General features: G+C 74.9%; 1 pseudogene. It reads left to right on the top strand.

Annotated elements, in window-relative coordinates:
• Positions 1 to 26: 26 nt before the first annotated feature.
• Positions 27 to 19013 (top strand): annotated as a pseudogene (locus ABD371_RS19155) (type I polyketide synthase); the annotation flags it as partial.
• Positions 19014 to 19077 lie beyond the last annotated feature (64 nt).

Below are 19077 nucleotides of genomic sequence, written 5' to 3'. Positions count from 1 at the left end.
CGGACGAGACAGTCGGCGCACGTGCCGTGTCCACCGAGGACAAGCTGCGGGACTACCTGAAGAGGGTCACCACGGACCTCGCCTCGGTGCGCCAGCGGCTCCGTGCCGCGGAGACCACCGAGCACGAGCCGATCGCCATCATCGGCATGTCCTGCCGGTTCCCCGGCGGAGTGGACTCCCCCGAGGCGCTGTGGCGACTGGTGCGGGACGGCGCCGACGCGATGGGCGACTTCCCCGCCGACCGCGGCTGGGACATGACCCCCTTCACCACCGGCATCGCCGCGGAGGTGGAGTTCTCCCAGGAGGGGGGCTTCCTCGACGGCGTCGCCGACTTCGACCCGTCGCTGTTCAACATCTCGCCCCACGAGGCGCTCGCGATGGACCCCCAGCAGCGGCTGATGCTGGAGACCTCCTGGGAGGCCGTGGAACGCGCGGGCATCGACCCGCTGTCCCTGCGCGGGAGCCGTACCGGCGTCTTCACCGGTGTCATGTACAACGAATACGCCTCACGCTTCATGTCCGTCCCGGACGAGGTCGCCGGGCACTTGGGCACCGGCAACAGCGGAAGCGTCGTCTCCGGCCGCGTCGCCTACACCCTGGGCCTGGAGGGCCCGGCCCTGACCGTGGACACCGCCTGCTCCTCGTCGCTGGTCGCGCTTCACCTCGCCATGCGGTCGCTGCGCAGCGGGGAGAGCTCGCTGGCACTGGCCGGCGGCGTCGCGATCATGGTCACTCCGAACACCTTCGTCGACTTCGCCCTGTCCGGCGGACTCGCCTCCGACGGCCGCTGCAAGGCCTTCTCCGCGGACGCCGACGGCACCGGCTGGTCCGAGGGTGTGGGCGTGCTGCTGGTGGAGCGGCTCTCCGACGCCGTACGCAACGGGCACGAGGTGCTCGCGGTGGTGCGCGGCTCCGCCGTCAACCAGGACGGCGCGTCCAGCGGACTGACCGCGCCGAACGGCCCCTCCCAGCAGCGCGTCATCCGCGCGGCGCTCGCCGCCGCCCGGCTGACCGCCGCCGACATCGACGTGGTGGAGGCGCATGGGACGGGTACGACGCTGGGTGATCCGATCGAGGCGCAGGCGTTGCTCAACGCTTACGGTCAGGATCGGCCGGAGGGTCGGCCTTTGTGGTTGGGGTCGTTGAAGTCGAACATTGGTCATACGCAGGCCGCGGCGGGTGCGGGTGGTGTGATCAAGATGGTGCAGGCGTTGCGGCACGGGGTGATGCCGCGGACTCTGCACGCGGACGTGCCGACGCCGCATGTGGACTGGTCTTCGGGTGCGGTGGAGTTGTTGACGGAGGCGCGGGAGTGGCCGGGTGGGTCGCGTCCGCGTCGGGCGGGGGTGTCCTCGTTCGGGGTCAGTGGTACCAACGCGCATGTGGTGCTGGAGGAGTACCGCGCACCTCAGCCGGCCGTCGCGCCGGTGACGGGGAGTGTTCCGGCACGGCCCGCCCTCCCGGTCCTGCCCTGGATCCTGTCCGGGCGCACCCCACAGGCACTGCGAGGCCAGGCCGGACAGCTGCTCAGCCACCTCCGGGAACTCGGGGAGCGGAACACCCCCGCACCCGTGGACATCGGTTTCTCCTGCGCCACCACCCGGGCGATCCTGGAACACCGCGCGGTGGTACTGGCCGAGGACCACGCCGGGTTCCGCCGCGGCCTGACCGCGCTGGCCGAGGGCCGGGAGACCGCGGAGGTGATCACCCGCACCCAGGACCCGGGGCAGGGCGGCACCGTCTTCGTCTTTCCTGGTCAGGGTTCGCAGTGGGTGGGTATGGCGGGGGAGTTGCTGGAGTGGGAGCCGGTGTTCGCGGGGGCGATGGCGGAGTGTGATCGGGCGTTGGGGCCGTTCACCGATTTCTCGTTGTTGGAGGTGGTGCGGGGGGATGGTGCCGGGCTGGAGCGCGTGGAGGTCGTCCAGCCGGTGTTGTGGGCGGTGATGGTGTCGCTGGCGAGGTTGTGGGCTTCGGTGGGGGTGGTGCCTGCGGCGGTGGTGGGGCATTCGCAGGGCGAGATCGCGGCTGCTGTCGTCGCGGGCGGGCTGTCGCTGGAGGACGGGGCGCGCGTGGTGGCGCTCAGGTCTCGTGCGATCGCCCGGGCGCTGACCGGGCGGGGAGGAATGGTGTCCCTGGCGCTGCCCGCCCCGGCGGTGGAGGAGCTGGTGGCGCGGTGGCCGGGGTTGTCGGTGGCGGTGGTCAACGGGCCCGGTTCCACGGTGGTCTCCGGCGATGTCGCTGATATCGACGGGCTGTTGGCGCACTGCGCGGAGGAGGGTGTCAGGGCGCGGCGTATCCCCGTGGACTACGCCTCGCACTGTGCGCAGGTGGAGCGGATCCGCGGGCGGGTGCTGGAGGATCTGGCTCCGGTCGTGCCGGTTTCCTCGGCGGTGCCGTTCTACTCGACGGTGACGGGGGAGCGGAAGGACACGGCGGGGCTGGACGCTGAGTACTGGTACGGCAATTTGCGCAACACGGTGCGGTTCGAGGAGGTCACCCGTGCGCTGCTGACCGAGGGACGCACCCTGTTCCTCGAAATCAGCCCCCACCCCGGCCTCAGCCTGGGCATCGGCGAGAGCGTCGAGGCCCTGGGACTGCGCGCCTCCGTACTGTGCACCCTGCGCCGGGGCGAGGGCGGAACCCGGCGCTGGCTCACCGCCGTCGCCGAGGCGGCCGTGCACGGCGTCCCCGTCGACTGGGCCGCCGTGTACGCCGGCCGTGGCGGCACCCGCGTCGACCTCCCCACCTACGCCTTCCAGCGCCGCCGCTACTGGCTGGACACCGTCGAACCCGAACCGCTCGCCGTGGACCGCTCCCAGGACTGGTTCTGGTCCGCCGTCGAGCAGGAGGACCTGCCCGCCCTCCAGCGCATGCTCGACGTCAGCGGCCGGACCCCGCTCGAGGAGGCGCTGTCCGCCCTCTCCTCATGGCACCGCCGAGACCGCGAGCGCGGCCGGATCGAGAGCTGGCACTACTGGACGGCCTGGACCCCCGCACAACTCCCCGCCGGGCGGCTCGACGGCCGCTGGGCGGTGGCCGTACCGCCGGAGCACCGAACACACCCGCTGGTCACCGCCGTCACCGAGACCCTCGCGGAGGCCGGTGCCGCCCCCGAACTCCTGCCCGTCTCCCCCGAGGACGAGCGCGGCACCCTCGCCGAGCGGCTGCGCGGCGCGAGCGGCGTACTGTCACTGCTCTTCCTCACCGACGGCCACGCCCCCGGACACCCCGCCACCCCGGCCGCCTTCGCCGCAGCCATCACCCTGCTCCACGCCGTGCACGACACCGGCGAACCACTGCGCCTGTGGTGCGCCACCTCCGGCGCCGTCGCCGCCGGCCCCGGGGACACGGTCACCCACCCGGACCAGGCTCTGACCTGGGGACTCGGCCGGGTCGCCGCCCACGAGTACACCCAGTGGGGCGGGCTGGTCGATCTGCCCGCCGAACCCGAACCGCGCGCGCTGGGCCGGCTCGCCGCCGTCCTCGCCGGCACCGACGAGGACCAGGCGGCGATACGCGCCACCGGGGTCTTCGTACCCCGCCTGCGCCGTGCCGAGCCCGCCCCGCCCCGCCGGGTGTGGCAGCCGTCCGGCACCGTGCTCGTCACCGGCGGCACCGGCGGTGTCGGCGCACACGTCGCCCGGTGGCTCGCCGCCTCGGGCGCGGAACACCTGCTGCTGCTCAGCCGGCGCGGCCCCGAGGCCCCCGGCGCGGCGGAACTCGCCGCCGAACTGCGCGAGTCGGGAACCGAGGTCACCGTCGCCGCGGTGGACGCGGCCGACCACGACGCGCTGACCGCCGTCCTCGCGGACCTGCCCGCCGATCGGCCGCTGACCGCCGTCTTCCACGCCGCCGGCGTCGTCGACTCGAGCATCGTGGACTCGCTCACACCGGACCGCGTCGAGACCGCGCTGCGGGCCAAGGCCGCCGGCGCCCTCAACCTGCACCGGGTCACCGCCGACCTGGACCTGTCGGCGTTCGTCCTCTTCTCCTCGCTCGCCGGCGTCTTCGGCTCGGCCGGAGAGGGCAACTACGCCCCCGGCAACGCCTTCCTGGACGCCTTCGCGCAGTACCGCCGCTCCCGGGGCCTGGTCGCGACCTCGGTGGCCTGGGGCTCGTGGGCGGGCGGCGGGATGGCGGAAGGCGGCTTCGGCGACGTCCTGGAGCGCCACGGCATCTTCCGGATGGAGCCCGAACTCGCCCTGGCGGGGCTCCGGGCCGCACTGGAGCGCGACGAGACCGCGCTCGCCCTCGCCGACATCCGCTGGGAGGTCTTCTCCTGGTTCTTCACCGCCACACACCCCAGCCGCCTGCTCGACGAACTCCCCGACGTGCGCACACTCCGGCAGACCGCCCGGCAGAGCCCTGCCCAGGACCCCGCCGCCGACCAGGAGAGCCTGTCGCCGGCCCAGCGGCTGGCGGGGGCCTCGGAGGCGGAGCGCAACCGGTTCCTGCTCGAACTGGTCCGTGACCAGGTGGCACTGGTACTCGGCTACGAGTCGGGCTCCGAGGTGGAGCCGGGCCGTGCGCTCGGCGAACTCGGCCTCACCTCGGCGGGTGCCGTCGAGCTCCGCAACCGCCTCACCTTCACCACCGGTCTGCGCATCTCCGCGACCGTCGTCTTCGACCACCCCAGCCCCCTGGCCCTCGCCCGCTTCCTGGCCACCGAGATCACCGGCGCGAGCGCCGACGGCGATCCCGAGGCCGCCGCTCCGGCGGCACCCGCCCCCGCCGGCGCCCCCGCCGCGGACGATCCGATCGTCATCGTCGGCATGTCCTGCCGCTTCCCCGGCGGCGTCCGCTCCCCGGAAGACCTGTGGAAGCTGGTCGAGTCCGGCACCGACGCGATGGGCCCCTTCCCCGCCGATCGCGGCTGGGACCTCGACGCGCCCCATGGCGACTACCCGCAGACGGGCGGTTTCCTCCCCGACGCCGCCGAGTTCGACGCCGAGCTGTTCGGCATCTCGCCACGCGAGGCGCTGGCCATGGACCCGCAGCAGCGACTGCTCCTCGAAGCCTCCTGGGAGGCGCTGGAGCGCGCGGGCATCCACCCCCGGTCGCTGACCGGTTCACGCACGGCGGTGTACGCGGGCACCGGCGGCCAGGACTATCTGACCGTGCTGGCGAGCGACCCCGTGGCCGGCGAAGGCTACCTGGTCACCGGCGGTTCCCCCAGCGTGCTGTCCGGCCGGGTCGCCTACGCCTTCGGGCTTGAGGGCCCGGCGGTCACCGTCGACACCGCCTGCTCCTCGTCCCTGGTCGCCCTGCACCTGGCCTGCCAGTCGCTGCGGTACCGGGAGAGCGACCTCGCCCTGGTCGGCGGAGTCACCGTGCTCTCCACCCCGGGCGTCTTCGCCGAGTTCAGCAAGCAGCGCGGCCAGGCGGCCGACGGCCGCTGCAAGGCCTTCTCCGCCTCCGCCGACGGCGCGGGATGGGGCGAGGGCGTCGGCGTGCTGCTCGTCGAGCGGCTCTCCGACGCCCGCAGACTCGGGCACGAGGTCCTGGCCGTCGTCCGCGGCAGCGCCGTCAACTCCGACGGTGCTTCCAACGGATTGACGGCACCGAACGGCCCATCGCAGCAGCGGGTCATCCGCGCCGCGCTCGCCTCGGCCGGACTGGAGGCGACCGACGTCGATCTGGTGGAGGCGCACGGCACGGGCACGCGCCTCGGCGACCCGATCGAGGCGGAGGCGCTGCTCGCCACGTACGGCAAGGACCGCTCGGAACCCCTCTACCTCGGATCGGTGAAGTCCAACATCGGACACACCCAGGCCGCCGCCGGTGTCGTGGGCGTGATCAAGGCCGTCATGGCGCTGCGGCACGGGATCCTCCCGGCGACGCTGCACGTGGACGAGCCGACCCCGGAGGTCGACTGGTCGTCCGGATCGGTGGAACTGCTCACCGAGAACCGCACCTGGCCGCAGACGGCCCGTCCGCGCCGGGCCGGCGTCTCCTCCTTCGGGATCAGCGGCACCAACGCGCACACCATCCTGGAACAGGCCCCGGAAACCGCGAAGACGCCCGACGACGCACGAGGCGAGCGCCCGGACATCCCCCTGCCCCTCCCGCTGTCCGGCGCCACGCCGGACGCACTCGCCCAGCAGGCCGCCCTGCTCGCCGGAGTGGACGCGGACCCCGCCGACCTGGCGCACTCCCTGACCACCACCCGTGCCGAACTGGCGCACCGCGCCGTGGTCTTCGCCCCCCACCCGGCCGCGCTGACGGCCCTCGCCTTCGGCGAGCACACCCAGGACGCGGTGCGTGACAAGGTCGTGCATGGCGGCTTGGCGCTGTTGTTCTCGGGTCAGGGGTCGCAGCGGTTGGGGATGGGCCGGGAGTTGTACGGGGTGTTCCCGGCGTTCGCGGATGCGTTCGACGCGGTGTGTGCTCGGGTGGATCTCGGGCGTCCGCTGCGTGAGGTGGTGTTCGGCGAGGACGCGGGTTTGCTGGGGCGGACCGCGTATGCGCAGCCTGCTCTGTTCGCGTTGGAGGTGGCGCTGTTCCGGCTGGTGGAGTCCTGGGGTGTGACCCCGGACGTGCTGGTGGGGCACTCCATTGGTGAGCTGGCGGCTGCGCATTGTGCGGGGGTGTTGTCGCTGGAGGATGCCTGTGTTCTGGTCTCGGCGCGCGGTCGGTTGATGGACGCGCTGCCCGAGGGTGGCGCGATGCTGGCCGTGGAGATGGCCGAGGGGGAGTTGCACCTGCCCGAGGGCGTGGACCTTGCCGCGGTGAATGGGCCCGCTTCGGTGACGGTGTCGGGTGCGGTGGAGGCGATCGCCGTACTGGAGGAGCGGTTGCGCGGTGAGGGTGTGCGGGTGAAGCGGCTGGCGGTCTCGCACGCGTTCCACTCGCGTTTGATGGAGCCGATGCTGCCCGAGTTCGCGGCGGTGGCGGAGTCGTTGACGTACCACGTTCCGCGAATCCCCGTCCGCGCCACCGCGCCCGGTGACATCGCCACCCCTGCCTACTGGGTGGGGCAGATACGCGAACCCGTCCGCTTCGCCGACGCCCTCGCCGCACTCACCGGCGTACGGACAGCTCTCGAACTGGGGCCCGACGGAGTGCTCTCCGCGCTGGCCCAGGAACAGACCGACAGCCTGACGGCCGTCCCCGCACTGCGCCCGGACCGACCCGAGGCCGACACGATCGCCCGCGGTCTCGCCCGCCTGCACACCCGGGGCGTCCCCGTGGACTGGCCCAGCTATCTCGCCCCCTTCAAGGGCACCCGCGTCGCGCTGCCCACGTACCCCTTCGCCCGTCAGCGGTACTGGCCCACGCCGGTGGCCGCCCCCCGCCCCGTCGCCGGGGAGAACCCGGCCGAGCGGGAGTTCTGGGCGGCCGTGGACTCGACCGACGCCGCTGCCGTCGCCGGAGCGCTGTGCCTGGACGACGAGCAGCGCGACGGCCTCGGTGCCGTCCTGCCCGCTCTCGCCGCCTGGCGGGAGCGGAGCCGCCACAAGGCCACCACCGACGCCTGGCGCTACCGCGCCGGCTGGAGCCCGGTCACCGCCCGGCAGGCACGGCTGACCGGCACCTGGCTCCTGGTCACCGGTGGCGAGATGCCCGGCGGGGTCGTGGACGGCCTGCGCGGCGCGGGGGCCGACATCGTCGAGACGGTGCAACTCGGCGCGGACCGCGCGGAGTGCGCGGACGCGATGGCCGGGCTGGCCTCGGCCGCCGCCGAGCGTGACCGTCCCGTCGCCGGTGTCCTCGCCCGAGTGGACACCGCAGCGGAGCTGCTGCGGCTCGTCCAGGCCCAGGGCGACGCCGGACTCGCCGCACCGCTGTGGTGCCTCACCTCCGGAGCGGTCGCGGTGGCACCCGGTGACGTGTGCGACCCGTCAGCGGCCCAGCTGTGGGGCCTCGGCCGGGTCGCCGCCCTCGAACACCCCGACCGCTGGGGCGGTCTGGTCGATGTGCCGGACCACCTCGACCGGCGTGCGGCCGACCGACTGGTCCAGCTGCTGGCCGGAGAATCGGGCGAGGACCAGGCGGCCATCCGGCCGACGGGCCTCCACGCCCGCCGGCTGCGGCGCGCACCCACCGGCGCGGCCGGGCGGACGCGGCCCGCCGAGTGGTACGCCGACGGTCCGGTCCTGGTCACCGGCGGCACCGGCGCGCTGGGCGGCAAGGTCGCCCGGCTGCTGGCCGAGCGCGGTGCCACCCGCCTCGTCGTGGCGAGCCGGCGCGGCCCCGCCGCCCCCGGTGCGTCCGAGCTGGTCGCCGACCTTTCGGAGCGTGGCTGCGACGCCGTCGTCGTCTCCTGCGACCTGAGCGACCGCGGCGCGGTGGCCGAGCTGCTGGAGCGCCATTCCGTGACCGCCGTCGTACACGCCGCGGGGATCGTCGACGACGGAGTGCTCGACGCGCTGACACCGGAGCGGCTCGCCGCGGTCCTCGACGCCAAGGCCCACTCCGCCGACATACTGGACGAACTCACCGGCGAGCTGACCGACTTCGTCGTCTTCTCCTCGGTCGCGGGCGTCATCGGCAGTGCCGGACAGGGCCCCTACGCGGCCGCCAACGCGCACCTGGACGCCCTGGTGGAACGCCGCCGTGCCCGTGGCGTGCCCGGCACCGCCCTCGCCTGGGGGGCCTGGGCCGGAGCCGGCATGGCAGCCGAACCGGCCGCCGCCGCCCGCTTGGCGCGCGGCGGGCTGCCCGCCATGGAGGAGGGCCGGGCACTGGAGGCACTGGCCACCGCTCTGACCGAGAGGGACGGCGCGCTGGTCGTCGCCGACATCGACTGGGAACGATTTGTTCCGGGCTTCACCGCGGTACGGCCGAGCAAGCTGTTCACGGAACTCCCCGAGGCCGTCCCGGTCGTCCGGGGAGCCCCGGCCGCCGGTCCCGTCGCACTCGCCGCGCCGGGCGCGGACGCCGCCGAGCGGGCCCGCGACGTGGAGCACCTCGTCCTGGAGACCGTCGCAGGCGTCCTCGGCCACGGTTCGCCCACGGACGTGGACCGCGAACGCGCCTTCCACGACATGGGCTTCGACTCCCTCACGGCCCTGGAGCTGCGCAACCTCCTGGCGTCCCGGACCGGGCTGACCCTGCACGCCGGCCTCGTCTTCGACTTCCCGACCCCCGGCGCGCTCGCCGAACACCTGCTCACCCTGCTGTCCGAGGAAGCGGCCGCCCCCGGCGCGCCCTCCGCCGAGGACGGACGCCGGGCGGCGGACGACGAACCCATCGCCATCATCGGCATGTCCTGCCGCTTCCCCGGCGGAGTCGACTCGCCCGAGGCGCTGTGGCGTCTGGTGCGGGACGGCGTCGACGCGATGGGCGACTTCCCCGCCGACCGAGGCTGGGACCTCGACTCCCTGCTCGGCCACGACGGCCCCTCACGCACCCGCTCGGGCGGTTTCCTCGACGACATCGCCGCCTTCGACGCGGGCCTGTTCGGCATCTCCCCGCACGAGGCCCTCTCCATGGACCCGCAGCAGCGGATGCTGCTGGAGACCGCCTGGGAGGCGTTCGAACGTGCGGGCATCGACCCCACCTCGGTGCGCCAGAGCGAGACCGGAGTGTTCGCGGGCACCAACGGCCAGGACTACCTGGCGCTGCTGCTCGGCTCCGAGGCCGCCACCGAGGGACACCTGGGCACCGGCAACTCCGCCAGTGTTCTCTCCGGCCGGATCTCCTACACGTTCGGTCTGCGCGGACCCGCCCTCAGCGTGGACACCGCCTGCTCCTCGTCCCTGGTGGCGCTGCATCTCGCCGCCCGGTCCCTGCGGGCGGGGGAGTGCTCGATGGCCCTGGCCGGCGGTGTCACCGCGATGCCGCTGCCCGGCACTTTCATCGAGTTCAGCACCCAGGGCGCGCTCTCGCCCGACGGCCGCTGCAAGGCCTTCTCCGCCGACGCCGACGGCACCGGCTGGGGAGAGGGCGTCGGCCTGCTCCTGCTGGAGCGGCTCTCGGACGCGGAGCGCAACGGACACCGCGTACTGGCGGTGGTGCGGGGCAGCGCCGTCAACCAGGACGGAGCCTCCAACGGCCTCACCGCGCCCAACGGACCGTCGCAGGAGCGGGTGATCCGGGCGGCGCTGGCCGACGCGCGGCTGACCGCCGCCGACGTGGACGCCGTGGAGGCGCACGGCACGGGTACCAGGCTCGGTGACCCGATCGAGGCGCGGGCGCTGCTGGCGACGTACGGACAGGACCGTGAAGAGCCCCTCTACCTGGGGTCGTTGAAGTCGAACATCGGGCACACCCAGGCGGCCGCGGGTGTCGCGGGCGTCATCAAGATGGTGGAGGCGCTGCGGCACGGGGTGCTGCCCGCCACCTTGCACGTACGAGAGCCGTCCTCGCAGGTGGACTGGTCGGCGGGGGCTGTGGAGCTGCTGACCGACGCGCGGCGGTGGCCCGAGACGGACCGGCCGCGCCGGGCGGGCGTGTCCTCGTTCGGGATGAGCGGCACCAACGCGCACGTGATTCTGGAGGCCGCGCCACAGGCCGCCGGCGCGGTCGTCGGCGCGCTCGTCGGCGAGACCGGCGTCGCGACCGGCGTCGAGCCGGAGGAACCGTCGTACGCCGGTGAAATGGTGCCATGGGTGCTGTCGGGCCGGAGCGGGGACGCGCTGCGGGGGCAGGCGGAGCGTCTGCTGTCGGCCGGTGGTGCCGATCCCGCGGACGTGGGCTGGTCGCTGGCGACCGGGCGCGCCGTGCTGGATCAGCGCGCGGTGCTGCTGGGTCCCGACCACGCGGCCCAGCTGCGGGCGCTGGCCGCCGACGAGGAGGCGGCCGGTGTGGTGCGCGGCGGCGCCGTACGGGGCGGCACGGTGTTCGTCTTCCCGGGACAGGGGTCCCAGTGGGCGGGGATGGCCGCTGAACTGCTCGACGCGGAGCCGGTGTTCGCCGCGCGGATGGAGCAGTGCCATCGGGCGCTGGAGCCGTTCACCGACTTCTCGCTGCTGGATGTGGTGCGGGGCCGGGGAGCCGACCCGGAGCGGGTCGAGGTCGTGCAGCCGGTGCTGTGGGCGGTGATGGTGTCGCTGGCCGAGCTGTGGGCTTCGGCGGGTGTCCTCCCGTCCGCCGTGGTGGGGCATTCGCAGGGAGAGATCGCCGCCGCGGTGGTCGCGGGGGCGCTCTCGACGGAGGACGGGGCCAGGGTGGTGGCGCTGCGGGCGCGTGCCATCGCCGATGAGCTGGCCGGGTTCGGAGGAATGGTGTCGCTGGCTGTTTCCCGTGAAGCGGCGCGGGAACTGGCCGGCCGTTGGGAAGGGCTCTCCGTCGCGGCGGTCAACGGTCCCGGCTCGACGGTCGTCTCGGGCGATGTGGCGGGGCTGGAGGAACTGATCGCCCACTGCGCGGCGGCCGGGATCCGGGCACGCCGCGTGCCGGTGGACTACGCGTCGCACTCGGTGCATGTGGAGCGGCTGAGGACACGGCTCCTGGCCGACCTCGGGGGCGTGGACCCGGTGCCCTCCGCCGTGCCGTTCTACTCGGCGCTCACCGGCGGCCGGATCGACACCTCCGCCCTGGGGGCCGAGTACTGGTACGACAACCTGCGCGCCACCGTCCGCTTCGAGGACGCCACCCGCGCCCTGCTGAACGACGGGCACCGGCTGCTGATCGAGGTCAGCCCCCACCCGGTGCTCACCGTGGGCCTGAGGGAGACCCTGGACGACACGGACCTCCCCGCCGCCGTCCTGAGCACCCTGCGGCGCGGCGAGGGCGGCCGTGAACGCTGGCTCACCGCGCTCGCGGAAGCCCATGTACGCGGTGCCGCGGTCGACTGGGAACACCTCCTCCTCGGGGGCCGCCCGGTCGATCTGCCCACCTACGCCTTCGACCGCGACCGCTACTGGCCCGCCCGCGCCGAGCACCCCGCCGCCGCCCCCGCCGACGGCCCCGGCGGAACCGACCGGGCCGAGCAGGCGTTCTGGGACGACGTCGAACGCGGTGACACCACCGCCGTCGCCAGAGCCCTGGGGATCGACGCACCGGGCCTCGACCAGGTGATGCCCGCGCTCGCCGGCTGGCGGCGGACACGCCGCCAGGAGTCCGCCGTGGACTCCCGGCGCTACGAGGTGACCTGGCGTCCCCTGGTCGGCCTGCCGTCCACCGCGCCCACGGGACGATGGGTGCTCGCCCTCCCGCGGACCGGCGGGGAGACGGACACGGAGGCCGTACGCACCGCACTGGCCCACGCCGATGTCACCGAGGTCCTCGTCCCCGCCGGTGCCGGACGGGACGAACTGACGGCCGCGCTCACGCGGCTGCCCGATCCGGACGGGTTCACGGGGGTCGTCTCCCTGCTGGCGCTCGCCGACCGGTCGCACCCCGGCGACGAGGTCCTCGCCGCCGGCACCGGCGACACCGTCACCCTGCTGCAGGCGCTCGGCGACGCCGGGATCGGCGCACCCCTGTGGTGCCTCACCCGCGGCGCGGTCACCGTGGGCCGCTTCGACGCGGCGGTGAACGGCGACCGGGCCATGCTGTGGGGTCTGGGCCGGGTCGCCGCGCTGGAGCACCCCGAGCGGTGGGGCGGACTGATCGACCTGAGCGAGATCGCGGACACCCGCTCCGCCGCCCGGCTCGGCGCGCTCCTGGCGGGCGCCGCAGAGGACGAGGACCAGTTGGCCGTACGGCCCTCCGGAGTCTTCGCCCGCCGGGTACGGCGCGCCGCGCCGGACCCCGTCACGGCCCCGTGGACCCCCGGCGGCCCGGTTCTGGTCACCGGCGGCACCGGCGCGCTCGGCCGCGAGGTCGCCCGCTGGCTCGCCCGGCGCGGCGTCACCGACCTGCTCCTCGTCAGCCGGTCGGGCCCCGAGGCCCACGGCGTCGGCGAACTGCTCGCCGAACTGGCCGGGCTCGGAGCGACCGCGACCGTCGCCGCTTGCGACGTCACGGACCGTGCGGCACTCGCCGCCCTGCTGGAACGCCACCCGGTGACTGGCGTCGTCCACACCGCGGGCGTCTCGACCACCGTGCCGCTGGCCGCCACCTCACCGGCCGGGATCGCCGAGGACGCCCGCGCCAAGGTGCTCGGCGCGGTCCACCTGGACGCCCTGCTGGGCGACCGGGCCGACCTCTTCGTGCTGTTCTCCTCGATCGCCGGCATCTGGGGCGGGGGAGGGCAGGCCGCGTACGCCGCCGCCAACGCCCGCCTCGACGCGCTCGCCGAGCACCGCCGGGCACTCGGCCGGGCGGCCACCGCCGTGGCCTGGGGAGCCTGGGACGGCGGCGGCATGGTCGCCGACCGGGACGCCGGCGACTACCTGCGGGACCGGGGCATCGCCCCCATGCCGCCGGAGCTGTGCCTGGCCGCCCTCGCCTCCGCCGTCGACTCCGGCCGCGCCACCGGCGTGTTCGCCGATGTCGACTGGGACCGCTTCGTCCCCACGTTCACCGCCCGCCGGCCCAGCCCGCTGGTGGGCGACCTGCCGCGGACGGCCACCGAGCGGCCCGACGCGTCCCGGGCCACGGCCGGGACCGACGACGGCGTCGAGGGCCACGAGCTGCGCGCCGGGCTCAAGGCGGCCGACGCCGCCGACCGGAACCGTCTCCTGCTCGACCTGGTGCGCACCGTGGTCGCCACCGTGCTCGGCCACGCCGGTCCCCGGGCCGTCGACCCCGACCGGGTCTTCACCGAGCTGGGCATCGACTCGCTGACCGCGCTCCGGGTCCGCGACGGCCTGGCCGGGGCCACCGGTCTCCGGCTCCCGGGCACCCTGGTCTTCGACCACCCCACCGCCCGCGCGGCCGCCGCCGAACTCCTCGCTCTGCTCGGCGTCGCGGAGCCGGCCGCCACGGCGGGGCCCACACCCCCCGCCGCACGGGCCGAGGTGGACGACCCGGTCGTCATCGTCTCCATGAGCTGCCGCTACCCCGGCGGCGCCGACTCTCCGGAGAACCTCTGGGAGGTGGTCGCGGCCGGGACCGACGCCATGTCGCCGTTCCCCGCGGACCGGGGCTGGGACCTGTCCGACACGGGCGATTTCACCGCCGAGGGCGGATTCCTGCACGACGCGACGGAGTTCGACGCCGACCTGTTCGGCATCTCGCCCCGCGAGGCCGTCGCCATGGACCCCCACCAGCGGCTGCTGCTGGAGAGCGCCTGGGAGCTGCTGGAACGCGGAGGCATCGCGCCGACCGCCGTACGGGGCACGCGCACCGGCGTCTTCGTCGGAGCCTCCGCCGGGGGCTACGCCATGGCCGGCGTCCTCCCGGAGGGCTCCGAGAGCCATGTCATGACCGGCTCCTCCAACAGTGTGCTGTCCGGCCGCATCTCCTACCTCTTCGGCCTGGAGGGTCCGGCGGTCACCGTCGACACGGCGTGCTCCTCGTCCCTGGTGGCCCTGCACCTGGCGGCGCAGTCGCTGCGCAACGGCGAGTGCTCCATGGCGCTCGCGGGCGGTGTCACCGTGATGCACTCGCCCGTCGTGTTCGCCGAGTTCGGCCGTCAGGGCGGCCTCGCCTCCGACGGCCGCTGCCGCTCCTTCGCCGCCGCCGCCGACGGCACGGGCTGGGGCGAGGGCGTGGGCATGGTGCTGCTGGAGCGCCTCTCGGACGCGCGCCGCAACGGGCACCGGGTGCTCGGGGTGCTGCGCGGCTCGGCCGTCAACCAGGACGGTGCGTCCAACGGTCTGACCGCGCCGAACGGCCCCGCGCAGCAGCGGGTGATCCGCGCCGCGCTGGCCGCCGCCGGTCTGGAGGCCGACGAGGTCGACGCGGTCGAGGCGCACGGCACGGGCACCAGGCTCGGTGACCCGATCGAGGCGCAGGCGCTCCTGGCCACCTACGGTCAGAACCGCGAGGAACCCCTCTACCTGGGATCGGTGAAGTCCAACATCGGCCACACCCAGGCTGCTTCGGGCATGGCGGGCGTCATCAAGACCGTCGAGGCGATCCGCCGGGGCGTGCTGCCCAGGACACTGCACGTGGACGAGCCGACGCCGGAGGTGGACTGGTCGGCCGGCGCGGTCGAGCTGCTCACCGAGGACCGGCCCTGGCCGGTGACGGGCCGTGCCCGCAGAGCGGGCGTGTCCTCGTTCGGGATCAGCGGCACCAACGCCCACGTCCTCATCGAGGAGGCTCCGCAGGAGCCCGTGCCCGTGCCCGTGCCCGTGCCCGTGCCCGTGCCCGTGCCCGTGCCCGTTCCCGAGACCGCACCGCCGCCCGCCGACGAGCCGGCCCCCGCCGCCCCGCTCCTGCTCTGGCCGGTCTCCGGCCGGTCCGAGGCCGCTCTGCGGGCCCAGGCCGACCGGCTCCGCTCGCACCTCGACCGCACCGGCGCGGCGCTCGACCCGCGTGCCGCCGCCCGTCAGCTGGCCACGGCCAGGGCCGTCCTGGAACACCGTGCCGTCGTGCTGGCACCCGACGCCGAAGGGCTCCGCCGAGGGCTCGCCGGGCTCGCCGGGGCGACCGGCACCGGCACCGGCACTGGAGCCGGAGCCGGGATCGTCCGTGGCGTGGCCGTCCGCGGCGACCTCGCCCTCGTCTTCTCCGGCCAGGGCGCGCAGCGCGTCGGCATGGGCCGCGAACTGTACGAGACCTACCCGGTGTTCGCCGACGCCTTCGACGCGGTCTGCGCCCACCTCGACCCGGAGCTGGACCGCCCGCTGCGCGAGGTCGTCCTCCACGACGCCGACGCGCTGGGCCGCACCGCCTGGACACAACTCGGCCTCTTCGCCTTCGAGGTCGCGCTCTTCCGGCTGCTGGAGTCCTGGAGCGTGACCCCCGACCGGCTGGCCGGGCACTCCGTGGGCGAACTCGCCGCCGCGCACGCCGCCGGGGTCCTCTCGCTCGCCGACGCCTGCACCCTGGTGGCCGCCCGGGGACGGCTCATGGGGGCGCTGCCCGAGGGCGGCGCGATGATGTCCGTGCGGATGACCGAGGCCGAGGCGGTCGCCGCGCTGAGCGGCTACGAGACCCGCGCGGCGGTCGCCGCCGTCAACAGCCCGGAGGACGTCGTTCTCTCCGGCGACGCCGACGCCCTGGCGGAACTGGCCGAGGAGGTCCGGCTGACCGGCCGTACGGTCCGCGACCTGGACGTCTCCCACGCGTTCCACTCCCCGCGCATGGACCCCGTGCTGGACGGCTTCGCCGCCGTGGCCGCGTCCCTGGAGTACCGCCCCGCCCGCATCCCGCTGGTGTCCACGGTCACCGGGCTCCCCGACGACGGCGCGATGTCCACCCCGGAGTACTGGGTGCGCCAGATACGCGCCACCGTTCGCTTCGCCGACGCCGTCGACACCCTTCTCGGCCAGGGCGTGACCCGCTTCGCCGAGATCGGGCCCGGCGCCGCGCTCACCGTCCCGCTGGAGCGGACCCTGGAGCGCGCCCGCTCCCTCGACACCACCACCGGCACTCTCTGCGTGGCGCTCCAGCGCTCCGGCGGGCAGGAGCCCGCCGCGTTGCTCACCGCCGTCGCCCGGCTGCACACGGCCGGAGTCCCCATCGGCTGGGACGCGCTCCTCGGACCCGTCACCGGGCCCCGCCCGGACCTTCCGACGTACGCCTTCCAGCGGTCCCGCTACTGGCCCGAGCCGTACCCCGCCGCGGCACCGGACGGCGCGCCCGCAGGCCGCTACCAGGTGATCTGGCGTCCTCTGCCCGAACCGGAGCAGGCGGTGCCGCACGGCACCTGGCTCGCGGTGACCGCCGGGGACGAGAACGCCGCCGGCCTGCTCGCGCTGCTGCGCGAGCAGGGCATGCGCGTGACCGAAGTCCCCGACACCAGTGGCGGCCGGGAGGACTGCGCCGAGGCACTGCGGCGCGCGTACGACGACGGGCCGGCGGTCACCGGAGTGCTCTGCCTGGCGGAGGAGCCCGGTGACGTCCTCGCCCTCGCCCAGGCACTCGGCGACCTGGCGGCCGACGCGCCCCTGTGGTGCCTGACCACGGGCGCGGTCGCCACCGGCCCGGCCGACCCGCCCGCCGTCCCCGCGCGCGCCGCCGTCTGGGGACTGGGCCGCACCCTGGGGCTGGAGGCCCCGCACCGCTGGGGCGGCCTGGTGGACCTTCCCGCGCGCCCCGACCGGAGGACCGCGGCGCGGCTGGCGGCGCTGCTCGCCGCCGGCGGCGCGGGCGAGGACCAGATCGCCCTGCGCGCCACCGTCATGGCCCGCAGGATCGTCCCCGCCGCGCTGGCCGTCGCCGAGCCCTGGCGGCCCTCGGGCACCGTGCTGGTCGTTGGCGGTACCGGCCGCCGGGGCCGGGCGCTCGCCTCGGCGCTCGCCGCGAACGGAGCCGAACACCTGGTGCTGCTCGGCCGCCGGGGGGCCGAAGCGCCGGGTGCCCGCGAGTTCGCCGAGAGCCTGCCCGTCGGCGTCACCTTCGCCGCCGCGGACGTCACCGACCGGGCCGCCGTCACCGAGGCGCTGGCGGCGATCCCCGCCGACCGTCCCCTCACCGCCGTGTTCCACGCGGCGGGCGCGGGCGAGGACACCCCCTGGACGGAGCTGAGCCCCGGCGACCTGCGCGCGGCGACCGCGGCCGACGGCGTCCAGGTGCTGCACGAGGCGACCCGCGAACTGGCCACCGGTCTGGAGGCGTTCGTCCTCATCTCCTCGGTGACCGGCGTCTGGGGCGGCACCGGAGCAGCCGTACGGTCCGCCGAGTGCGCCCGGACGGACGCGCTCGCCGCGCACCGGCATTCCCTCGGCCTGCCGGCGACCTCCGTCTCCTGGGGGCCGTGGGCGACGGGAGAGGAGGACACGCCCGCGCGGCGACACGGTCTGCGCCCCGTGGACCCCGGCACGGTCTGGTCCGCCCTGTGCGAGGCCGTGGCCGCTCCGGCACCCTGCGCCGTCGTCGCCGACGTGGACTGGGAACGTTTCCACCCCGCCTACACCCTGGCCCGGCACCGTCCGCTCTTCGATGAACTCCCGCAGGTCCGGGCCCTGTCCGCCGCCGTGCGCGACCCGGCACCGGAAGCGGGCGCGATCCCCGGCCTCACCGGTCCGGACCGGCACGGGGAGGCGCTCGACCTCGTCCGCGGGACGGCCGCCACGGTGCTCGGGCACACCGACGCCGCGTCCGTCGCCCCCGACCGGCAGTTCCTGGAACTCGGCGTCGACTCGCTCGCCGCGCTGGAGATCCGCGGCGCCCTGGAACGGGCGACGGGCCTGTCGCTGCCCGGCACCGTCGTCTTCGAGCACCCCACACCCGCAGCCCTCGCCCGCCATCTCGCCGCCGCCACGGACGCCGGCGGCGGCACCCCGGGCGGCGCGGTACCCGCCGTCACGCTCGGCATCTCGCCCACCGACCGGAACCCGGTCGGCCTGCTGGACTCCCTCTACCGGGAGGCCGTGGGCACCGGGCGGATCAAGGAGTTCCTCGAACTGGTCGGCGAAACCGCGAAGTTCCGGCCCACGGCCGACGATGTCGCCCAGGCGGGCGGACCGGCGGAGCTCACCACCCTGGCCGACGGCCCGGCGTCCGAGCTGCTGGTCTGCGTCAGCGGCCTGACGGCGGGCGGCGGCCCCCAGGAGTTCGTCCGGCTGGCCGCGCCACTGCGCGGCGCACGCCGCACGGCCGCGGTGCCCGTCCTCGGCTACGGCCGCGGCGAGCTGTTGCCCGCGACCCCCGAGATCGCGCTGGACTGGCAGGCGCAGGGCATCATCGCCCATGCCCAGGGCACGCCGGTCGTGCTCTTCGGACACTCCGGCGGCGCGATCCTCGCCCACCGACTGGCGGCGCGCCTGGCCGAACTCGGCGCGCCGCCCGCCGGATTGGTGCTGGCGGACGTCTACCGGCTGGACGACCCGCAGATGGCCGACTGGAGCGCCGAGCTCTCCGAAGGAGTCTTCGACCGGGTCGAGCAGTTCGTGCCCATGGACGACAGCCGTCTCACCGCGATGACCTGGTACGGCCGTCTGTTCTGGGAGGCCCCGCGCCCCGACGCCCGCATTCCCACGCTCCTGCTGCGTGCCTCGGAACCGCTGCGCGAGCCCGGCGACGGCCGCGACTGGCGCAGCTCGTGGAAGGCGGCCCGCGACATCGTCGACGTACCGGGCAACCACTTCACCATGATGGCCGAGCACGCCGGGACCACGGCCCGCGCGGTCCACCGGTGGATCGAGGAACTGCCCCGATGACCGGGGCGAAGCCCGACCGGCCGGCACTCCG

Origin of the sequence: Streptomyces amakusaensis, from assembly GCF_039532665.1 — a bacterium.
Lineage (GTDB): Bacteria > Actinomycetota > Actinomycetes > Streptomycetales > Streptomycetaceae > Streptomyces > Streptomyces amakusaensis.
The sequence above is the reverse complement of the archived record's forward strand: the minus strand, read 5'-3'. Positions and strand labels throughout refer to the sequence as shown.